This window comes from Streptomyces sp. NBC_00846, from assembly GCF_045207325.1.
Taxonomy (GTDB): domain Bacteria; phylum Actinomycetota; class Actinomycetes; order Streptomycetales; family Streptomycetaceae; genus Streptomyces.
Map to the genome: position 1 here is coordinate 2,387,992 of NZ_CP108846.1, position 17,875 is coordinate 2,405,866.

17 protein-coding genes and 2 pseudogenes are annotated in these 17,875 nt (G+C 68.8%); 10 read left to right on the top strand and 9 right to left on the bottom strand.

All coding sequences use genetic code 11. The features are described 5' to 3' along the window. The first annotated feature begins 53 nt into the window (after positions 1 to 53). Positions 54 to 2,462: a heavy metal translocating P-type ATPase gene (locus OG936_RS11000; protein WP_406494240.1), complete on the top strand. Its 2,409-nt coding sequence runs from the start codon at positions 54 to 56 to the stop codon at positions 2,460 to 2,462. A gap of 482 nt (positions 2,463 to 2,944) precedes the next feature. Here the strand turns inward: OG936_RS11000 and OG936_RS11005 are convergent, their stop codons facing one another. The 4 genes from OG936_RS11005 to OG936_RS11020 all read right to left on the bottom strand — a co-directional run bounded on the left by OG936_RS11005 (position 2,945) and on the right by OG936_RS11020 (position 8,361). Continuing rightward, the gene (locus OG936_RS11005) at positions 2,945 to 4,243 is read right to left on the bottom strand and encodes a citrate synthase (RefSeq protein WP_383756519.1); all 1,299 of its coding nucleotides are present in this window, start codon (positions 4,241 to 4,243) and stop codon (positions 2,945 to 2,947) included. A gap of 129 nt (positions 4,244 to 4,372) precedes the next feature. Then, complete coding sequence (locus OG936_RS11010; protein WP_406494242.1) at positions 4,373 to 6,673, bottom strand: ATP-dependent RecD-like DNA helicase; 2,301 nt, start codon at positions 6,671 to 6,673, stop codon at positions 4,373 to 4,375. 112 nt (positions 6,674 to 6,785) lie between these two features. Continuing rightward, entirely contained in the window at positions 6,786 to 7,700 is a 915-nt protein-coding gene (locus OG936_RS11015) for an RNA repair domain-containing protein (RefSeq protein ID WP_406494244.1), read from the bottom strand. Between the two features lie 148 nt (positions 7,701 to 7,848). Beyond that, entirely contained in the window at positions 7,849 to 8,361 is a 513-nt protein-coding gene (locus OG936_RS11020) for a DinB family protein (RefSeq protein ID WP_406494246.1), read from the bottom strand. Positions 8,362 to 8,559: 198 nt separating this feature from the next. Here OG936_RS11020 and OG936_RS11025 point away from each other — a divergent pair, with 198 nt between their 5' ends. The 5 genes and pseudogenes from OG936_RS11025 to OG936_RS11045 all read left to right on the top strand — a co-directional run bounded on the left by OG936_RS11025 (position 8,560) and on the right by OG936_RS11045 (position 12,435). Continuing rightward, entirely contained in the window at positions 8,560 to 9,066 is a 507-nt protein-coding gene (locus OG936_RS11025; RefSeq protein ID WP_406494248.1) for a DUF6584 family protein, read from the top strand. A 213-nt stretch (positions 9,067 to 9,279) separates the two neighbouring features. Continuing rightward, positions 9,280 to 11,355 carry a PhoX family protein gene (locus OG936_RS11030; RefSeq protein ID WP_406494250.1) on the top strand — a complete coding sequence of 692 codons (2,076 nt, stop codon included), beginning with the start codon at positions 9,280 to 9,282 and terminating at the stop codon, positions 11,353 to 11,355. 130 nt (positions 11,356 to 11,485) lie between these two features. After that, positions 11,486 to 11,581 (top strand): annotated as a pseudogene (locus OG936_RS11035) (DUF397 domain-containing protein); the annotation flags it as partial. 87 nt (positions 11,582 to 11,668) lie between these two features. Further along, the gene (locus OG936_RS11040; RefSeq protein ID WP_351784582.1) at positions 11,669 to 11,968 is read left to right on the top strand and encodes a hypothetical protein; all 300 of its coding nucleotides are present in this window, start codon (positions 11,669 to 11,671) and stop codon (positions 11,966 to 11,968) included. Next, positions 11,965 to 12,435: a hypothetical protein gene (locus OG936_RS11045; RefSeq protein WP_406494252.1), complete on the top strand. Its 471-nt coding sequence runs from the start codon at positions 11,965 to 11,967 to the stop codon at positions 12,433 to 12,435. The genes OG936_RS11040 and OG936_RS11045 overlap by 4 nt, the downstream gene beginning before the upstream one ends. 87 nt (positions 12,436 to 12,522) lie before the next feature. On the opposite strand, the gene OG936_RS11050 is transcribed toward OG936_RS11045, so the two are convergent. From OG936_RS11050 to OG936_RS11060, 3 genes are all read right to left on the bottom strand, one after another. Next, on the bottom strand, positions 12,523 to 13,176 hold the full coding sequence (locus OG936_RS11050) for a hypothetical protein (protein ID WP_406494254.1): 654 nt from the start codon (positions 13,174 to 13,176) through the stop codon (positions 12,523 to 12,525). An 87-nt stretch (positions 13,177 to 13,263) separates the two neighbouring features. Then, positions 13,264 to 13,617, bottom strand: coding sequence for a hypothetical protein (locus OG936_RS11055; RefSeq protein WP_406494256.1), 354 nt, complete (start codon positions 13,615 to 13,617; stop codon positions 13,264 to 13,266). Beyond that, positions 13,614 to 13,910, bottom strand: a complete 297-nt coding sequence (locus OG936_RS11060) for a hypothetical protein (protein WP_406494258.1) — start codon at positions 13,908 to 13,910, stop codon at positions 13,614 to 13,616. The genes OG936_RS11055 and OG936_RS11060 overlap by 4 nt, the downstream gene beginning before the upstream one ends. Before the next feature lie 140 nt (positions 13,911 to 14,050). Between OG936_RS11060 and OG936_RS11065 the strand changes: the two genes are divergently transcribed. Together OG936_RS11065 and OG936_RS11070 are read left to right on the top strand one after the other, a co-directional pair. Beyond that, positions 14,051 to 14,875, top strand: coding sequence for a Scr1 family TA system antitoxin-like transcriptional regulator (locus OG936_RS11065; protein ID WP_406494260.1), 825 nt, complete (start codon positions 14,051 to 14,053; stop codon positions 14,873 to 14,875). Further along, positions 14,862 to 15,086, top strand: a complete 225-nt coding sequence (locus OG936_RS11070) for a DUF397 domain-containing protein (protein WP_406494262.1) — start codon at positions 14,862 to 14,864, stop codon at positions 15,084 to 15,086. The genes OG936_RS11065 and OG936_RS11070 overlap by 14 nt, the downstream gene beginning before the upstream one ends. Positions 15,087 to 15,139: 53 nt before the next feature. On the opposite strand, the gene OG936_RS11075 is transcribed toward OG936_RS11070, so the two are convergent. Together OG936_RS11075 and OG936_RS11080 are read right to left on the bottom strand one after the other, a co-directional pair. After that, positions 15,140 to 15,301: a hypothetical protein gene (locus tag OG936_RS11075; protein WP_406494264.1), complete on the bottom strand. Its 162-nt coding sequence runs from the start codon at positions 15,299 to 15,301 to the stop codon at positions 15,140 to 15,142. 246 nt (positions 15,302 to 15,547) lie between these two features. Further along, positions 15,548 to 16,399 carry a helix-turn-helix domain-containing protein gene (locus OG936_RS11080; RefSeq protein ID WP_406494266.1) on the bottom strand — a complete coding sequence of 284 codons (852 nt, stop codon included), beginning with the start codon at positions 16,397 to 16,399 and terminating at the stop codon, positions 15,548 to 15,550. 75 nt (positions 16,400 to 16,474) lie between these two features. Here OG936_RS11080 and OG936_RS11085 point away from each other — a divergent pair, with 75 nt between their 5' ends. Beyond that, positions 16,475 to 17,338, top strand: a complete 864-nt coding sequence (locus tag OG936_RS11085; protein WP_406494268.1) for an alpha/beta fold hydrolase — start codon at positions 16,475 to 16,477, stop codon at positions 17,336 to 17,338. A 369-nt stretch (positions 17,339 to 17,707) separates the two neighbouring features. Continuing rightward, positions 17,708 to 17,846 (top strand): annotated as a pseudogene (locus OG936_RS11090) (lytic transglycosylase); the annotation flags it as partial. Positions 17,847 to 17,875 lie beyond the last annotated feature (29 nt).

Consider the following 17,875-nt stretch of genomic DNA (forward strand, 5'->3'; position numbering starts at 1 on the left):
GACCAGCAGATACTGGTGGGGTACGGCCCGGCAGGCGTTTCAGGAGTACGGACATGCACAGCGCGACAGAGGCCGAGAGCCCGGCGGCGGAGAGTTCACGGGCGGAACTCACGATCGGCGGGATGACCTGCGCCTCCTGCGCCGCCCGCGTCGAGAAGAAGCTCAACCGGATGGACGGCGTCACCGCCAGCGTGAATTACGCGACCGAGAAGGCCCGCGTCTCCTTCGGCCCGGGTACCGGTCTGGCGGATCTGATCGCCACGGTCGAGAAGACCGGTTACACGGCGCAGCCGATACGCCGCCCCGATCCCACACCGCTCGCCGGGGCGCGGGTCGCGACCGCCACACCCGCGGCCACCGCCGAAGGCGCCCCCGAGGCCGCCGCCGGATCCGGACCCGGCACCGGGACCGAACCCGCCGAACCCCGGACCGACGACGGCAGCACCGAACCCGGGACCAACAACGGCGACCCCGCCGAGCGGCGCGCCGCCCTCGCGCTCGCCTCGCTGCGTCAGCGCCTGATCGTCTCGGCCGTCCTCGCCGTGCCCGTCATCGTCCTCGCGATGGTCCCGGCGCTCCAGTTCGACAACTGGCAGTGGCTCTCCCTCACCCTCGCCGCCCCCGTCGTGGTCTGGGGCGGGCTGCCCTTCCACCGCGCCACCTGGGCCAACCTCCGGCACGGCGCGGCCACCATGGACACCCTGGTTTCGGTCGGCACCCTCGCCGCCTTCGGCTGGTCCCTGTGGGCGCTGTTCTTCGGCGACGCGGGCATGACCGGGATGCGGCACGGCTTCGACTTCACCGTCTCGCGCGACGGGGCCTCCTCCACCATCTATCTGGAAGTCGCCGCCGGCGTCGTCACCTTCATCCTGCTGGGCCGCTACCTGGAGGCGAAGTCCAAGCGGAAGGCCGGTTCCGCCCTGCGGGCGCTGATGCATCTGGGCGCGAAGGACGTCACCGTCCTCAGGGGCGGCACGGAGGTACGCGTCCCCGTCGGCCGGCTCACCGTCGGCGACCGCTTCGTCGTCCGCCCCGGCGAGAAGATCGCCACGGACGGCACCGTCGTGGCGGGCGCGTCGGCCGTGGACGCCTCCATGCTCACCGGCGAGTCCGTCCCCGTCGATGTGGGCGTGGGCGACTCCGTCACCGGGGCCACCGTGAACGCCTCCGGCCTGCTCGTCGTCGAGGCGACCCGGGTCGGGGCCGACACCCAGCTGGCCCGGATGGCGAAGCTCGTCGAGGAGGCGCAGAGCGGCAAGGCCGAGGTGCAGCGCCTCGCCGACCGGATCTCCGCGGTCTTCGTCCCCGTGGTGCTGGTGCTGGCGCTGGCCACCCTGGTCGGGTGGCTGCTGGTCACGGACGACGTGACGGCCGCGTTCACCGCAGCCGTCGCCGTGCTGATCATCGCCTGCCCCTGCGCCCTGGGCCTCGCCACCCCGACCGCCCTCATGGTCGGCACGGGACGCGGCGCCCAGCTCGGCATCCTGATCAAGGGCCCCGAAGTCCTGGAGACCACCCGCCGCGTCGACACGATCGTCCTCGACAAGACCGGCACGGTCACCACCGGCCGGATGACCCTGCTGGACGTACACACCGCGGACGGCACCGACGAGAACGACGTACTGCGCCTCGCGGGCGCCCTGGAACACTCCTCCGAACACCCCATCGCCCGCGCTGTCGCCGCCGGAGCCGCCGAACGCACCGGCGCCGCCCTGCCCACCCCCGAGGACTTCACCAACGTCACGGGCCTCGGCGTCCAGGGAATCGTCGAAGGCCACGCCGTCCTCGTCGGCCGCCCGCAGTTGCTCGCCGATGCCGGCATCACCGTCCCCGAGGCCCTGTCCGACGCAGTGGCGGACGCGGCGGCCCGGGGCCGTACGGCAATCGCCGTCGCCTGGGACGGCCGGGCGCGCGGCGTCCTCGCCGTCGCAGACGCGGTCAAGGAGTCCAGCGCGGCCGCCGTCGCCGAACTGCGCGCGCTCGGCCTCCACCCCGTCCTGCTGACCGGCGACAACCGAGCCGTGGCGGAGGCCGTGGCCCACGCCGTCGGAATCGACGAGGTCCACGCCGAGGTCCTGCCCGAGGAGAAGGTCCACGTGATCGAGCGGCTCCGGGCCCGGGGGCGCTCCGTCGCCATGGTCGGTGACGGGGTCAACGACGCGGCCGCCCTGGCCACCGCCGACCTCGGCCTGGCGATGGGAACCGGTACGGATGCCGCGATCGAGGCCGGCGATCTCACCCTCGTTCGTGGAGATCTCAAGGTGGCGGCTGACGCGATCAGGCTCTCCCGGCGCACCCTGACCACCATCAAGGGCAACCTCTTCTGGGCATTCGGCTATAACGTTGCCGCCCTACCCCTTGCGGCATTTGGCCTGCTCAACCCTATGATTGCCGGAGCGGCGATGGCGTTCTCATCGGTCTTCGTCGTGACGAACAGCCTGCGGTTGCGCTCCTTCACGTAACATCCACAAAGAGATTTAGATCACACCGGTTTCAGGGTAACCATTCGGTGGGTTCGCGAGTCTAAGAGTGCGATGCCAAGGATGTCTTGGGGGACGTCCATCGAAGTGTCTTGGGGGACGCTTCGGGCACGCGTTGGCCGGGGCACGTGCACCGGGGAGCTTTGAGCGGCCCTCCCGTGCGTACGTACCCCGGCAGACCGCACCGGAAGTACAAGAGAAGAAGCGCGCAGCGCGCCCAGGAGCTTCGGCTCCCACAGACGCCCGGCCGGATCCCGTGGGGGGAATCCGCTCCGGGACATGGGAAGCGCCTCGCTGTCGGCCCGTGGGGGGATCGATGGCGGGGCGCTTCTCGCTGCCCGCGCCCGTCGGGCCTTTCGTAGGGATGCAAATCGCCCCGGACACCGCGCTCTGTGCGAAAGCGCGGTACGCGGGGCGAAGACAACCGGCCGGACGGCCGGGGTGGTACGGGGTGGGTTCGAGGCTCAGCGGCTCTCGACCGGGACGAAGTCGCGCAGGACCTCGCCGGTGTAGATCTGGCGCGGGCGGCCGATGCGGGAACCCGGCTCCTTGATCATCTCGTGCCACTGGGCGATCCAGCCGGGGAGCCGGCCGATCGCGAAGAGCACCGTGAACATCTCGGTCGGGAAGCCCATGGCCCGGTAGATCAGCCCCGTGTAGAAGTCCACGTTGGGGTAGAGGTTGCGGGAGACGAAGTACTCGTCGGAGAGCGCGTGCTCCTCCAGCTTCAGCGCGATGTCGAGCAGCTCGTCGGACTTGCCGAGCGCGGACAGCACGTCGTGAGCCGCGGCCTTGATGATCTTGGCGCGCGGGTCGAAGGACTTGTAGACGCGGTGGCCGAAGCCCATCAGCCGGACGCCGTCCTCCTTGTTCTTCACCTTGCGGATGAAGGAGTCGACATCGCCGCCGTTGGCCTGGATGCCTTCGAGCATCTCCAGCACCGACTGGTTGGCGCCACCGTGCAGCGGGCCCCACAGCGCCGAGATACCGGCGGAGATCGAGGCGAACATGTTCGCCTGCGAGGAGCCGACCAGACGCACGGTGGAGGTCGAACAGTTCTGCTCGTGGTCCGCGTGCAGAATCAGCAGCTTCTCCAGCGCCGAGACGACGACCGGGTCCGGCACGTACTCCTGGGCGGGGACCGAGAAGGTCATGCGCAGGAAGTTCTCGACGTACCCGAGATCATTGCTCGGGTAGACGAACGGGTGGCCGATCGACTTCTTGTACGCGTACGCCGCGATCGTCGGCAGCTTGGCCAGCAGCCGGATCGTCGAGAGGTGACGCTGCTCCTCGTCGAACGGGTTGTGGCTGTCCTGGTAGAACGTGGACAGCGCGCTGACGACCGAGGACAGCATGGCCATCGGGTGGGCGTCGCGCGGGAAGCCGTCGAAGAACCGCTTGACGTCCTCGTGCAGCAGCGTGTGCTGGGTGATCTCGTTCTTGAAGGTCGACAGCTCGTCGACCTTGGGAAGCTCACCGTTGATGAGCGTGTACGCGACCTCGAGGAACGTCGAGCGCTCGGCGAGTTGCTCGATGGGGTAGCCGCGGTAACGCAGGATGCCCTGCTCACCGTCGAGGTAGGTAATGGCGGATTTATAGGCGGCGGTGTTGCCATATCCGCTGTCCAGCGTCACCAGACCGGTATTGGCCCGGAGCTTCCCGATGTCGAAGCCCTTGTCGCCGACGGTGCTGTCGATCACCGGGTAGGTGTACTCGCCATCGCCGTACCGCAGTACTACAGCGTTGTTGGTGTGCTCGCTCACGTCATCCCTCACCGACGTAGTGCCTCTGCTTCGAGGTTCCCTGACTGTCTCCACCCTCCCCCATTTGGCTCAGGAGAGTGCACTCGGGGTCATCCATTGGGCCTACTCACGGCACTGAGTGCCGCGAGCTTACTCATCCTGCCCCCTCGGTTCCGGTTCCGGAAGGGCTCCGTGATGTTTCCCACCGATTTGATCGATCATTTTTTCGGGGGATCCTCCGTCCAGACCCCCGGACAGCCGGTAATCCAGCGCCGTACAGCGTCTGCCTGCGGAAACCGTGCGGACCGCCTGGCCGATCGCCTGTCGCGAGCCGACCAGCACGACGAGCTTCTTGGCCCTGGTCACGGCGGTGTAGAGGAGGTTCCGCTGGAGCATCATCCAGGCGCTCTTGGTGACGGGAATGACGACGGCCGGGTACTCGCTGCCCTGGGAGCGGTGGATCGTCATGGCGTACGCGTGGGCCAGCTCGTCCAGCTCGTCGAAGTCGTAACCGATCTCCTCGCCCTCGTCCGTGAGGACGGTGAGCCGCTGTTCGTCCAGGTCGAGGGCGGTGACGACGCCGACCGTGCCGTTGAAGACGCCGTTCTCCCCCTTGTCGTAGTTGTTGCGGATCTGGGTGACCTTGTCGCCGACCCGGAAGACCCGGCCGCCCACCCGCTTCTCGGGGAGGTCGGGGCGGCCCGGGGTGATGGCCTGCTGGAGCAGCCCGTTGAGCGCGCCCGCGCCGGCCGGACCGCGGTGCATGGGGGCGAGGACCTGGACATCACGCCGGGGGTCGAGGCCGAACTTGGCCGGGATACGACGGGCGGCGACGTCCACCGCGAGAACGCCCGCCTGCTCCGTCTCGTCCTCGACGAAGAGGAAGAAGTCGTCCAGGCCCTGGGTGAGCGGCGGCGTACCGGTGTTGATGCGGTGGGCGTTGGTGACGACGCCGGACTTCTGGGCCTGTCGGAAGATCGTCGTCAGCCGGACCGCCGGAACGGGTCCGCCCTCGGCCAGCAGATCGCGCAGCACCTCCCCCGCGCCGACCGACGGCAACTGGTCGACGTCCCCGACGAGCAGCAGGTGGGCACCGGGTGCCACGGCCTTGAACAGCTTGTTGGCGAGCAGCAGATCGAGCATCGACGCCTCGTCGACGACGACCAGATCGGCGTCCAGCGGCCGGTCCCGGTCGTAGGCCGCGTCCCCGCCCGGCTTGAGTTCGAGCAGCCGGTGCACGGTGGACGCCTCGGCCCCGGTCAGCTCGGAGAGCCGCTTGGCCGCCCGCCCGGTGGGCGCGGCCAGCACGACCTTGGCGCGTTTGGCGCGGGCGAGTTCGACCACGGAGCGGACGGTGAACGACTTCCCGCAGCCGGGCCCACCGGTCAGCACGGCGACCTTGCGGCTGAGCGCGAGCCGGACGGCGGCCTCCTGCTCGGGGGCCAGCGTCGCCCCCGTTCGGCCCGCGAGCCAGGTCAGCGCCTTGGCCCAGTCGACGTCCTGGAAGGCCGGCATCCGGTCCTCGGGCGTCCGCAGCAGCCGCTGCACCTGCGCGGCGAGCGCGACCTCGGCGCGGTGGAACGGCACGAGATACACGGCGGTGACCGGCTCGCCGCCCTCGGCCGACGGCACCTTCTCCCGTACGACGCCCTCCGGGTCCTCGGCCAGTTCGGCGAGGCACTCGATGACCAGCCCCGTATCGACCTGGAGGAGCTTCACGCCGTCGGCGATCAGCCGTTCCTCGGGGAGGAAGCAGTGCCCCTGGTCGGTGGATTGAGACAGTGCGTACTGCAGCCCGGCCTTGACCCGCTCCGGGCTGTCGTGCGGTATGCCGACCGCCTGGGCGATCTTGTCGGCGGTGAGGAAGCCGATGCCCCAGACGTCGGCGGCCAGCCGGTAGGGCTGGTTCTTCACGACGGAGATCGAGGCGTCCTCGTACTTCTTGTAGATACGGACGGCGATGGAGGTGGAGACCCCGACCCCCTGGAGGAAGACCATCACCTCCTTGATCGCCTTCTGTTCCTCCCAGGCGGTGGCGATCATCTTCGTCCGCTTCGGCCCGAGCCCCGGCACCTCGACCAGCCGCTTCGGCTGCTGCTCGATGATGTCGAGGGTGTCGACCCCGAAGTGGGTGGTGATCCGGTCCGCCATGACCGGGCCGATGCCCTTGATCAGTCCGGAGCCGAGATAGCGGCGGATGCCCTGGATGGTGGCGGGCAGCACGGTCGTGTAGTTCTCGACCGTGAACTGCTTTCCGTACTGCGAGTGCGAGCTCCAGCGCCCCTCCATCCGCAGCGACTCACCGACCTGCGCCCCGAGCAGCGACCCGACCACCGTGAGCAGATCACCCCCGCCCCGACCGGTGTCGACGCGGGCGACGGTGTACCCGTTCTCCTCGTTGGCGTAGGTGATGCGCTCAAGCACACCTTCGAGGACGGCCATGTTGGACATGTTCCGACCGTATCGGTTCCCACCGACAACTCATTCCCGGCCTCGGAGGCCGCCCGTTTCCTGTGGTGACGGCGCCTGAAACAGCGGCGCTTCGGCCCAGCCGGCCACGGCCTCATCTGTCGTTGATCCCGGAGAGCCATGTCATGTCCTCCGGGCCCGGCGCTCCGGGGCCGGGCGCGGGCAGCCGGCGGACCTCGCCCGTCCGCAGGGCGACCGTGGCCCGTGGCCGCATCGGCCCGTCGCCCCTGCGTGAGAGCAGGACGAGTTCCCAGACTGTCGCCGCCATGCTGTCGAGCCGGGTGACACAGTCGGCGGTGACTCGCCGCGGATCCCGGGTCCGGCCCAGGGACAGATGTGGGGTGAAGTTCTTGGCGGGCCCACTGCAGCGCGGGAACCGCTGCCGCAGCAGGCGGTGCAGGTGGGCCCACGGCGCCTGGCCGGCTGCCGTCGGGTCGAGCCACACGGTGAAGTACGCCCGGTGCCGGAAGGTGCGCACCCCGTCCAGCCGGGCGGTGAAGACCGGCGTCTCGGCCGTCGCCGCGGCGAGCAGCGGGGCGGCCCGCTCGAAGTCGGACTCCGGCACGAAGCCGAAGAGCACATTGACGTGCGGCGGCCACCGGCGGATCTGCGGATCGTAATCCCGGCGGATGTCCTGGATCGGCGGCCACAGCTCCGCAGGCGGGATCCAGGCCACCGCTGTGCGGGCCGTCGGGGGCACGTCGAGGACGCCGACGGGATCGCCCCTGCCGGAGCCCGTATCGAAGCTCAGGTCCGCTCGCTGGTCCCGCACCCGGCCGGCGCCCGACGCATCGATACGGTCCACGCCCGTGGCCCGGTCCCAGACCACCTCGCCGTCCGCCTCGATGAACACCACCCGGTGCCACGGGATGTCGCCCCCGGGCACGAATGAGGACAGCGGGATGCGTTTGCAGGCATCCCCGCGCTGGCTGATCCCCAGCACGAACCGGGCCGGGTCGAACCGCGGGTCCCAGCGGACCCGGTGATAGATCTCGTCGCTGGTTCGCATCACGCCTCCTCGCCCGACTCACCGACCTGCGCCCCGAGCAGCGACCCGACGACCGTCAGCAGATCGCCCGCGCCCCGACCGGTGTCGACGCGGGCGAGGTGTACCCATTCTCCTCGTTGGCGTAGGTGATCCGCTCCAGCGCCGGCTCTCAGACCCCCGTCCGGCCGTCGAGGCGCTCGCGGATGAGGTCGGCGTGCCCGCAGTGGCGGGCGTACTCACCGATCATGTGCGTGTAGATCCAGCGCAGGGTGACCTGCCCGCCCATGAACGGGCTGGTGTCGTCGAGCGACCGGGCGTCGCAGTTCGCCCTGGCCCGCTCCACCTCGGACTGCCATATCGACAGCGCCGTGTCGTAGCCGGCCCCCTCGGCGAGATCGAACCCGCCGTCGGTGGCCGACGGGTCGGCGTCAGGGGTGAAGATCGGCGGCGCGTCCTCCTGGACCAGGACCCGGCGGAACCAATTCCGCTCGACCTCCGCCATGTGCTGGACGAGACCGAGCAGGCTGATCGGCGAGGGCTCCACGGATGCCTCACGCAACCGCTCGTCGTCGAGCCCCTCGCACTTCTGGGCAAGGGTGGTGCGGTAGAAGTCCAGCCAACTCGTCAGCGACGTCCGCTCGTCGGCGTCCAGGGGCGGCATGGTGCGTTCGGTGGTGTTCATGGAGCAAAAGCCTGCCACGAGGATCTGACAACAACGGTGATCACCGGGGCTGCCGCCCTGCGGCCCACGTCGTCGGACCATCCAGGGCCGCTTCGAGCGCACTCCCGACCACCCACAGAAGCTACAACCGGCCGGTCTCCCGGGCACCTTGAAATAATTCATTCACGCACGCCGCCGGGCAGGCCCGATGATGTGCGCATGGCACTGAAGGAGACACTGGAGCGCGTGGACGCCGACCTCGCCGCAGGACGCGTACCCCTGGCGCGCCAACGGCTGCGCGGACTGGTCTCGTCCTACCCGCACCACCCCGTCCTGCGCCGATGCCTGGCCGACATCTACCGGCTGTACGGCGACCCGGCCGAGGCCGGCCGGTGGACGTACCTCGAAGAGGACAGGCTCCCGGAAGAGGTCGCCGCGTTTGAGGAGAGGTACAGCGACCCCGTACGGCGGATGCGCGCCCTGGCCTGGCAAGGCCAGGAATCGGCGGCCGACTCCCCCTTTGTCGAGCAGCAGTTGGCGGCCGTGCGGACCGCCGCCTCCAAGGCCCTCGGCCAGCCTGTCACCTGGGACACGCTCGTTGAGGTACGGGGTGACGCGCCGGAGGCGGGTTCGTTCCGTCAGTCCTTGGCGGTCGTGGGCTGCGCGCTCCTGGCGATCGTGTTCGCTGCGATCTGGGTGAACGGGTTCCTCGACCTCTTCCGCTGACGGCGAGTGCCCCGACTTCGCCCGTGGCTACGCCACCCCTCTGTCCGCGACAGCAAGGCACCCCCGGACCCCGCGCGACACCGCCCCGTCGGCCGTCATCCAATCCCGTACGGTTCGACCCCGTTCACCGATCGTTCATTCATCGGCAGGGCTCCCGCACACACACCCTCCTAGCGTAACGCTCACATCAAGGGTTCATATAGGGAGAGCAAAGTGCGCAAGCTCCTGCCGCTGATCGGAACACCGTCCGGTTCGCATCCTGGCGGACGGTCCGCCCTGACCTGCCGCTACCGCTGCGGCGACGCATGTTTCCACGAGGTGCCCAACACCAGCTCGGGCGAGTACGTCGGCGACGTCATCGCGGGTGCCCTCAGCCGCCGTGCCGCCCTGCGCGGCGCCGCCGTCGTCACCGTGGCCGCCGCCACCGGCATGGCCGCCGTCACGGCCGCGGCCCCCGAGGCCCAGGCTGCCGCCCCGCAGGGGCAGGGCGCCGCCGGGGGTCGTGGCGACGCCGCCCGTGGCCTCGGCTTCACCGCCGTTGCCCCCAACACCGCCGACGTCGTCACCGTTCCCGACGATTACGACCAGAACGTCGTCATCCGTTGGGGCGACCCCATCCTCCGCGGCGCCCCCGACTTCGACCCCGAGAACCAGACCGCCGCTGCCCAGGCCGGCCAGTTCGGGTACAACAACGACTTCCTCGCCCTCCTGCCGATTCAGGGCGAGCACGACCTCCAGCTCCTCGTCGCCAACCACGAGTACACCGACGAGGTGATCATGTTCCGGGGGTACGACCCCGAGAACCCCACCCGGCAGCAGGCCGAGGTCGCCTGGGCCGCTCACGGTCTGGCCGCCGTCGTGGTCCAGAACGACCGGCGCACCGGGCGCCTCACCGCCGTCCCCCGCCACCCCCTCAACCGCCGTGTGACCGCCACCAGCGAGTTCCATCTCACCGGACCGGCCGCCGGGGCCGACCTCCTGAAGACCTCTGCCGACCCGAGCGGCCGCAAGGTCCTCGGCACCCTCAACAACTGCTCCGGCGGCACCACCCCGTGGGGCACCACCCTCCACGGCGAGGAGAACTTCAACCAGTACTTCGCGAACGGCAGCCGGGCCACCGACAAGCGGTACGGCATCGGGACCGGTGCCACCGAGCGGAAGTGGGAACGGTTCGACAAGCGGTTCGACATCGCCCAGGAGCCCAACGAGGTCCACCGCTTCGGCTACGTCGTCGAGTTCGACCCGTACGACCCCACGTCCACGCCCCGCAAGCACACCGCCCTCGGCCGCTTCAAGCACGAGGCCGCGACGGTCCGGCTCACCGATGACGGGCGGCCCGTCGTCTACTCCGGCGACGACGAGCGGTTCGACTACTTCTACAAGTTCGTCAGCAGCAAGCGCATGCGGCAGGGGAACAGCCGCGCGGCGCGTGAGCACAACCTGTCGCTGCTCGAAGAGGGCACCCTCTACGTCGCCAAGCTCACCGGCGACTCGCCCGCCTCCGAGATCGACGGCAGCGGCAAGCTGCCCGCCGACGGCGAGTTCGACGGCTCCGGCACCTGGATTCCGCTGGCCACCGCCACCGCCGACGGCGCCGTCTCGCACGTCGAGGGTATGACCGCCGAAGAGGTGTTCGTGTTCACCCGGCTGGCGGGCGACAAGGTCGGCGCCACCAAGATGGACCGCCCCGAAGACATCGAGCCCTCCCCGCACACCGGCAAGGTCTACGTCGTCCTCACCAACAACACCAACCGCGGCAAGAGCGGCTACGCTCCCGCCGACGAGGCCAACCCCCGCAACGCCAACAAGCACGGGCACATCCTGGAACTGACCGAGGGCCGGAACCAGCCCGAGAGCACCACGTTCGCCTGGTCGGTCTTCCTCGTCGCCGGTGACCCCGCCGACCCGTCCACCTACTTCGCCGGGTTCCCCAAGGAGAAGGTCAGCCCCATTTCCTGCCCGGACAACGTGGCCTTCGACCCGCACGGCAACCTGTGGATCGCCACCGACGGGGCCCAACTCGGCTCCCACGACGGCCTCTTCGGTGTCGCCACGCGCGGTGACCGGCGGGGTGAGCTCAAGCAGTTCCTGACGGTGCCCACCGGCGCCGAGACCTGCGGGCCGATCGTCCAGGACCGGCGCGTGGTCGTGGCCGTGCAGCACCCGGGCGAGGTCGACGGCGCGTCCGTGGAGAAGCCGGCCAGCACCTGGCCCGACGGGCCCGGCAAGATCGTCCGCCCGGCCGTGGTCGCGGTGTGGCGCGCTGACGGTCGCGACGTCGGCGCCTGAGGCCGTACGACGACGGGGGCGCCGTTCGCGCGAGCGGCGCCCCCGGTCGCTGCAGCCTCGATCCTGCCGCCCCGTACGGCCGTCGATGCGCTCGCGGATGAGGTCGGCGTGAACGGGTTCCTCGACCTCTTCCGCTGACGGCGAGTGCCTCGACTTCGCCCGTGGCTACGCCACCGTCCCTGTCCGCGACAGTAAAGCGCTCCGCGGCCCGGCGCTCGTCTTCTCCGCCGACGTACTCCGACGGTACCGGCCGGGTACGACATCCCCCACCGGACCTACGACACCCGGTAACACTCGGTGTTACCGTAATGGCATGGCAACCGAGCGCTTTTCGATCAGCATGCCGGCCGAGGTTCGGGACCGGATCAGAGAGCATGCCGCAGACGCCGGGCTCGACGTCTCCACGTTCCTCACGATCGCCGCACAAGCGCAGATGGACCAGCAGGACCGCGTCAGGAAGATCTTCAAGTCGTTCGAGGAGGCCCGCGCGGAGGCCGAGGAGCAGGCGGGCACCGGCACCTGGGCAGGCGACGAGATCGAGCTGACCAGCGAGGAAAGGGCGAAGGTCGACGCTATTCTCGGCCGCACCTCGCACGATGAGGCCGCCGCGTGAATGTCGTCGTCTACGACACGGGGATGCTGATGGCACTGGTGAGCCAGGACCGTCGGGCGCACATCCTGCACAAGGGCTTCATCGCGGCCGGTGGACACCAGCCGATCGTCCCTGGCCCGGCCCTCTCGCAGGCCTGGCGAACGAGCCCGAAAACCGCCTACGCCTGGAAGCGCCTTCTCGCCGACGTCGTCGTATATCCAGCAGCCGGGGCCCGCTACCCCGCCGACCTGGCGCCCCGCTGCCTCCCCTGTGCGGGGGGAATGGCCATCGAAGGCTGGAAAACGATCGGCGGCATGATCGGCGCGGCCGCACTGCCCCCCAAGAAACGACCCGACCCGGTGGATGCCCTGGCCGTCCTCGTCGCGGCCGTCCACGGAGGAGGCAGCGTGCTCACCTCCGACACCGACGACATCGAGGCGTACGCCGCCACACTGCCCGAAGCCAATGTCTCGGCCGTAGCCGTCTGACTCGCGGGTCCGGTCAGGGACCGCCCACCTCCGGTCCCTGACGGGATGGCGGCGCCACCCGCGCCTCGCCCCCGGTCCGCGCCGGGCTCAAGCGTCGAGCACGTGGGCCACAGCCAGGGCGATGCGGTCGATCCAGTTGATCGCGTCCGTGACGTCGGGCTCGGTGATGGGCCGTCGCTGCTTGAGGTCTCCGTCCACCAGGTCCGCGTCGTGCGCGATCTTGTTGCGGCGGGTGGTGATGCTTACGAACTGAGCCTTCAGCGTCTTGTCGGTGTACGCGGTGCGGCCGCCCTGCCAGGTGTTGATCTGCGCCGCCGCGCCCTGCCAGATGTTCTTGTCGGTAACCAGTTTCAGCACATCCGAGATGGCGCGCGGATTCTGCAGCGAGGCACTGCCCCACCTGTCCTTGACGTGCTCGACGACCACTTCGGCCAACGTGACGTCACCCCGTTGCACGGCCTCGACCCGGTGCAGGGGAATCTCGTAGTTGCGGAGTTGCAGCGGCATGTCGGGGCTGTCCTTGGCGGCCAGTTCGGCGACGCGCCGGAAGAGCTCCTCGTGGAACCAGTGATCGATTGCGGCCACAGCCTGTACCCAGGCGGCCCGGTAGAAGTCGTCGACGTCGACCGTCGCCGGCTGGAAAGGGGCCAGGTACCGCCCGGCATCGACCATCTTGCGGGCGTAGGCGATGTTCGTGGTGAACGCCTCGAACTGACTGGTCTGCGGCCTGGGAATGGCCATCGTTGAGCCCCCGTACTGTCACATGTTCTCCGAGCTGCGTGAACAGGTTTCGTGACGGTCCGGGAGCTCGTCAAGCGGCTTGCCGACTCACCTGCTGTCGATGTCCGGTTCTCGGTGCCCCAGCCTGTCATTGTCCGGAACAGGCCCACTCGCGTTCAGTCGCGAACCCCGGCTCTCCGCGACCCGCTTGACCTCCCGCAACGACTCGCTCAGCCGGCTGGCGAGGAAGTGGAGCTCCGCGCCGGTGACCCGTCGGTCCGCCAGCAGGTCGGCGGCGTGGCCGAGCAGGTCGTCCGCCATGCCGAGTTGGATGCTCTCGATACCGTCGGCCATCCGTGACACGTAGCCGGTGCCGTCCCCCAGGACGTAACACGGCTTGCCCTCCGCCGCCGTCCAGGGCAGCAACCTGAACGTGCGGCGTTCTCCCTGCTCCCCGTTCACGCGGCGACCTCGGCTCGGCGAAGGGGCCGGGGCCCGGGCCCGGGCCTGATGTCCACAGCGTGCACGGCGATCCACAACGTGCGCGATCGCCGCCGCGCCTCGGCCAACTGCCGCTCGTGCGCCACGAGATAGGGACGCACCAGTGGGCCGTCCTCCCCACGCAGCGCAGGCTCACCGATACGGCGGACGGTGGGGCCGGCCACGTATACACAGGAGTACGGATGGACGGTGATGGGGACTGGGCGCACCAGCCGCACCAGCGACTCGGTGAACCGGCGGACGAAATTCTTCATGTCGGTGCGCTCTCCCTCTGACTTACCACGAACGGATGCGTTCTGTAGCGAACTCATCACAGAGTGGGGTCGGGCGTGGCTACGCTGCCAGGGGTTCGGGCTTGACAGCCCGCTGGTCAGACAAGGGAGTTGGGGGCTGGATGGCGATGAACCGGAAGCCGCGTACACCGAGGGAGAAGTACGGGGAGGAGCTGAGGCTGCGACGGACTGCGGCGGGGCTGACCCAGGAGGCCCTGGGCGATCAGGTGGTGTGCTCGCCGACGCTGATCAGTCATTACGAGGCGGGGCGGCGGCTACCGAACCCGGATGACGCACAGCGGGTCGACCGCGCGCTTCAGACGGATGGGTTCTTCGCCCGATGGCTGGAGGACCTGGAGACGAAGTACGCAGATCACTTCGCCGTCATGGCGGAGTTGGAGCGGCAGGCAACGCTGATCCAGCAGTTCGCCCTCTCTCTGGTGCCCGGTCTGCTCCAGACGGACGGGTACGCGCGTGCGCTGTTCCGCGCGTATCGGCCGAACCATCGGCAGGAGGACCTTGACAGAGACGTCGTCATCCGGACCGAGCGTGCCCACATCCTCGACGGCCCGTTGAACCCTGTCCTGTGGACCATGCTGGACGAGGCCGTGCTCAAGCGTCAGGTCGGCGGGCCACAGGTCATGGCGGAGCAACTACGCAAGATCGCGGACATGGCCGAGGCCGGACGGCTTCGGCTGCATGTGCTGCCGTTCGGGGTGGGGGCACACTCGCTTCAGGAGAGTCTGCTGTCCCTGATGGGCTTCGAGGACGCCGGACCTGTCGCTTATGTCGAGGGCTTCTTGACAGGGCATCTGATGGACGATCCGGCTCTGGTGAAGGCCAGCAGGACGGCCTACGATCTCGCCTTGAGCGATGCGATGTCGCACCAGGAATCAGTGGCCCTTGTGCGGGCAGCAGCGGAGGAACATGAACATGATCAGCGGTAAGCGCAGCGTCTCCGACTCTTCCACGCTCACCGGGTGGTTCAAGTCCAGTTACAGCGGTGGCGGTCAGGGCGAGTGCCTGGAGGTCGCCGACGGCTACGCCAACATCCCCGTCCGTGACAGCAAGACCCCGAGCGGCCCCGCGCTCGTCTTCTCCGCCGACGGGTGGTCGTCGTTCGTCGCAGCGGTCAAGGACGACAGCATCACGGCCTGACGCCTTCCGTGCCTCGCAATCGATCGACCTGATCGATCGATTGCGAGGCAATGTCATGCGCCTTCGAGAAACCCCTTACGTACCGCCGGATCGCACAGCAGTGCCAGCACGTCGTCCTCACCGTCGAAAAGGCTCTCGGCGACCGGGAGGGCGGCCTGGTGGAACATCGCGGCCAGTACGTCCGCCAACGGGCGGTCCCAGGCGATGCGGACCACGTCTTGCGCCTTGTCGTGCTGCCCTCTGCGCGTGGCATGCCTCCACTGGGCGAGGAAGAGGCCCGCAGTCCGCGTAGGGTCTCGCGGCGCGTGTCGGATGGTGTTCCGCTGACCTGGGCTTCTCCCGCAGTCTCACGATGTCTCGGACACTGGAGTCTCGACCACATGTCGGATTCTCAGCGACCCCCGTGAGCCGACGTCGGTAACGGCGGCCGAGCCGAGATCCGTGGAAACGTGGGTCTTGGGTCAGTGTTCCGCGGTCGGCCATGCGCGGTCGTCCACCGTCAGGAATGGCTCGCCCAGCACGGTCGCCGGGGTTGTGCCGGTGAACGCCATGACGTCCCGATGCAGATGGGACTGGTCGCAGTAGCCGCCGTCCGCCGCGACTTGGGCTGCACTTTCACCCGCGACCAGACGGTGCACGGCATGGTCGAAGCGGACCAGCTTCGCGGCACTTTTCGGTGGAATGCCGATGTTCGAGTGGAACCGGGACCACAGACGCTTGCGGCTCCATCCGAGTTCGGCCGCCAGGTGGTCGATCCGGACGAGGCCCTTGCCGACGACGATCCGGTTCCAGGCCCATGCCACTGCCGGGTCCATCGGCGACCGCGACTCAAGTCGGCGGGCGAGCAACGTGTCCGTGAACGCGAAGCGGTCCTCCCATGAGGGGATTTCGCCCAGTTGCTCGCGAATCCGTGACGCCTCCTTGCCCCACAGGTCGTCGAGGGACACCAGGGAACCGGCCAGATCGGCCGGACAGGCGCCCAGAACCGTGCCTGCGACCAGTGGGGACAGGCGCACCTGCACGCACTCGACATGTTCGCCCCACGCCCGAACCCCGCCTCCGGAGCCGAACCCGGGCCCGGCGACGAGACTTCCCCGATGTTGCCGCCCAGCGTCATCCTCCACGGTGGACGGGCTCGCCCCGAACTCCAGAATCATCATCACGGCCGGATGCGGAACCACCCGCAGGCCACCGACAGGCGGGCCGGGGACCCGGAACCCGGCCATGTCGACACCAGCCACCCGGCTGGGCCGCTGCGGACGTGCGACGTCCCACACAGCGGGATCGTCACGTTCACTCGTGGTGGACCCCATCACCAAATGCTACGCGGGCCAAGGAGGGAACATTTGTCCAAGCCGCCGGTGCGCACCGGCGGCGACAGTGGACTCATGACTCCTCCCGACAGGCACCCTCATAACAACGGCGACGCCGGCGCCACCGAGGATTCGATCCTCTACCTGGAGCACGGCGACATCTACGTTTGCCAGGACGGCCCTCGCGACGCCCCCGTGCTCCTGCTCATCCATGGATCCGCCGCCTCGAGCCGTTCGTGGGACGCGCTGGTTCCGCTGCTGACCACGCTCCATCGCGTCATCCGGATCGACCTGCCGGGGCACGGCCGCTCGGCCGAACCGGTCGACGGCGATTACGCGATCCCCGAGCAGGGACGCAGGATCGGCACGGCACTGGACCGGCTCGGAGTCGAGCACGCCATTGTCGCCGGCCACTCCAGCGGTGGCTATGCCGCCACCGCTCTCGCCGAGCAACGACCCGACCTGGTGACCGCGCTCGCGCTCATCAACTCCGGCCCCAGCATGGACGCCTTCATCGCACCGGGGCCCACCGCGATCGACCCCGCGCAGTGGCCACCGACCGACGAGCAGATCCGCCAGTTCGCGAGCACCGGATTCCGCGCGGGCTACCAGATCCCACAAGAACTCGTCGACGAACTGCGCGGCATGACCTACCGCGCGGTCACCGCAGCAATGCAGGCGTCCACCGCCTATCTGAACCAGCATGCGCTCCCGGATCGGCTGATGGCCCTCGGTAAGCCGCTGCAGGTGATCTTCGGCGACCAAGACCGCAGATGGCGACCCTCGTCCGCGGCCGACTACCGCGTCGTTCCGGGCGCGAAAGTCGAGTTGCTGCCCGGTGCCGGACACACACCCATTCTGGAGGATCCGCCGCGGACCGCCGCACTTCTCCTGTCCTTCGCCGAGATCCACACCGCTCGAGCGCCCAAGGCCACTTGACGATTTGGCCCAACACAGCAGGTCTGCGAATGATGGCCGCGACCTGCGAGTCTCAGCTCCGTGTCGCATCCAATTCCGATCCGACATCAGCTCGGAGATTCCGACACGGAGTTTGAGAACCCACAGTCCGGTACGTGTCAAGACGCCCCTTGAGCAGTGAGCCTCGATTGAGCCCGAACACGTCGATGCCGGCGGTTCCTTGAGGACTCAGCGCCTCGTACCGGCCCACGCCCAGGATCAAGTGAAGGCGCTCCAGCGGGTCCTCGATCGTCGGATCCAGAAGCAGCGGGCGCCCGCCCTCATCGCGCGGGAACATGTGCCGCTTGTAATGGCTGTTGCAGAGAGAGCAGGCCAGCAGGTGGTCCGGCCATCGACCCGACCTTCAGGGCGTATCACGTCCCCGGCACCTCGTGGAACATCTACGACCCGGTCGCCAACATCACCGCCGCCTGCAACTACGCGGCACATCGCTACGGCTCGATCGACAACCGTCAACTCGGCCTACTGATCAGCATGCGATGAAACGTCGGGAATTCG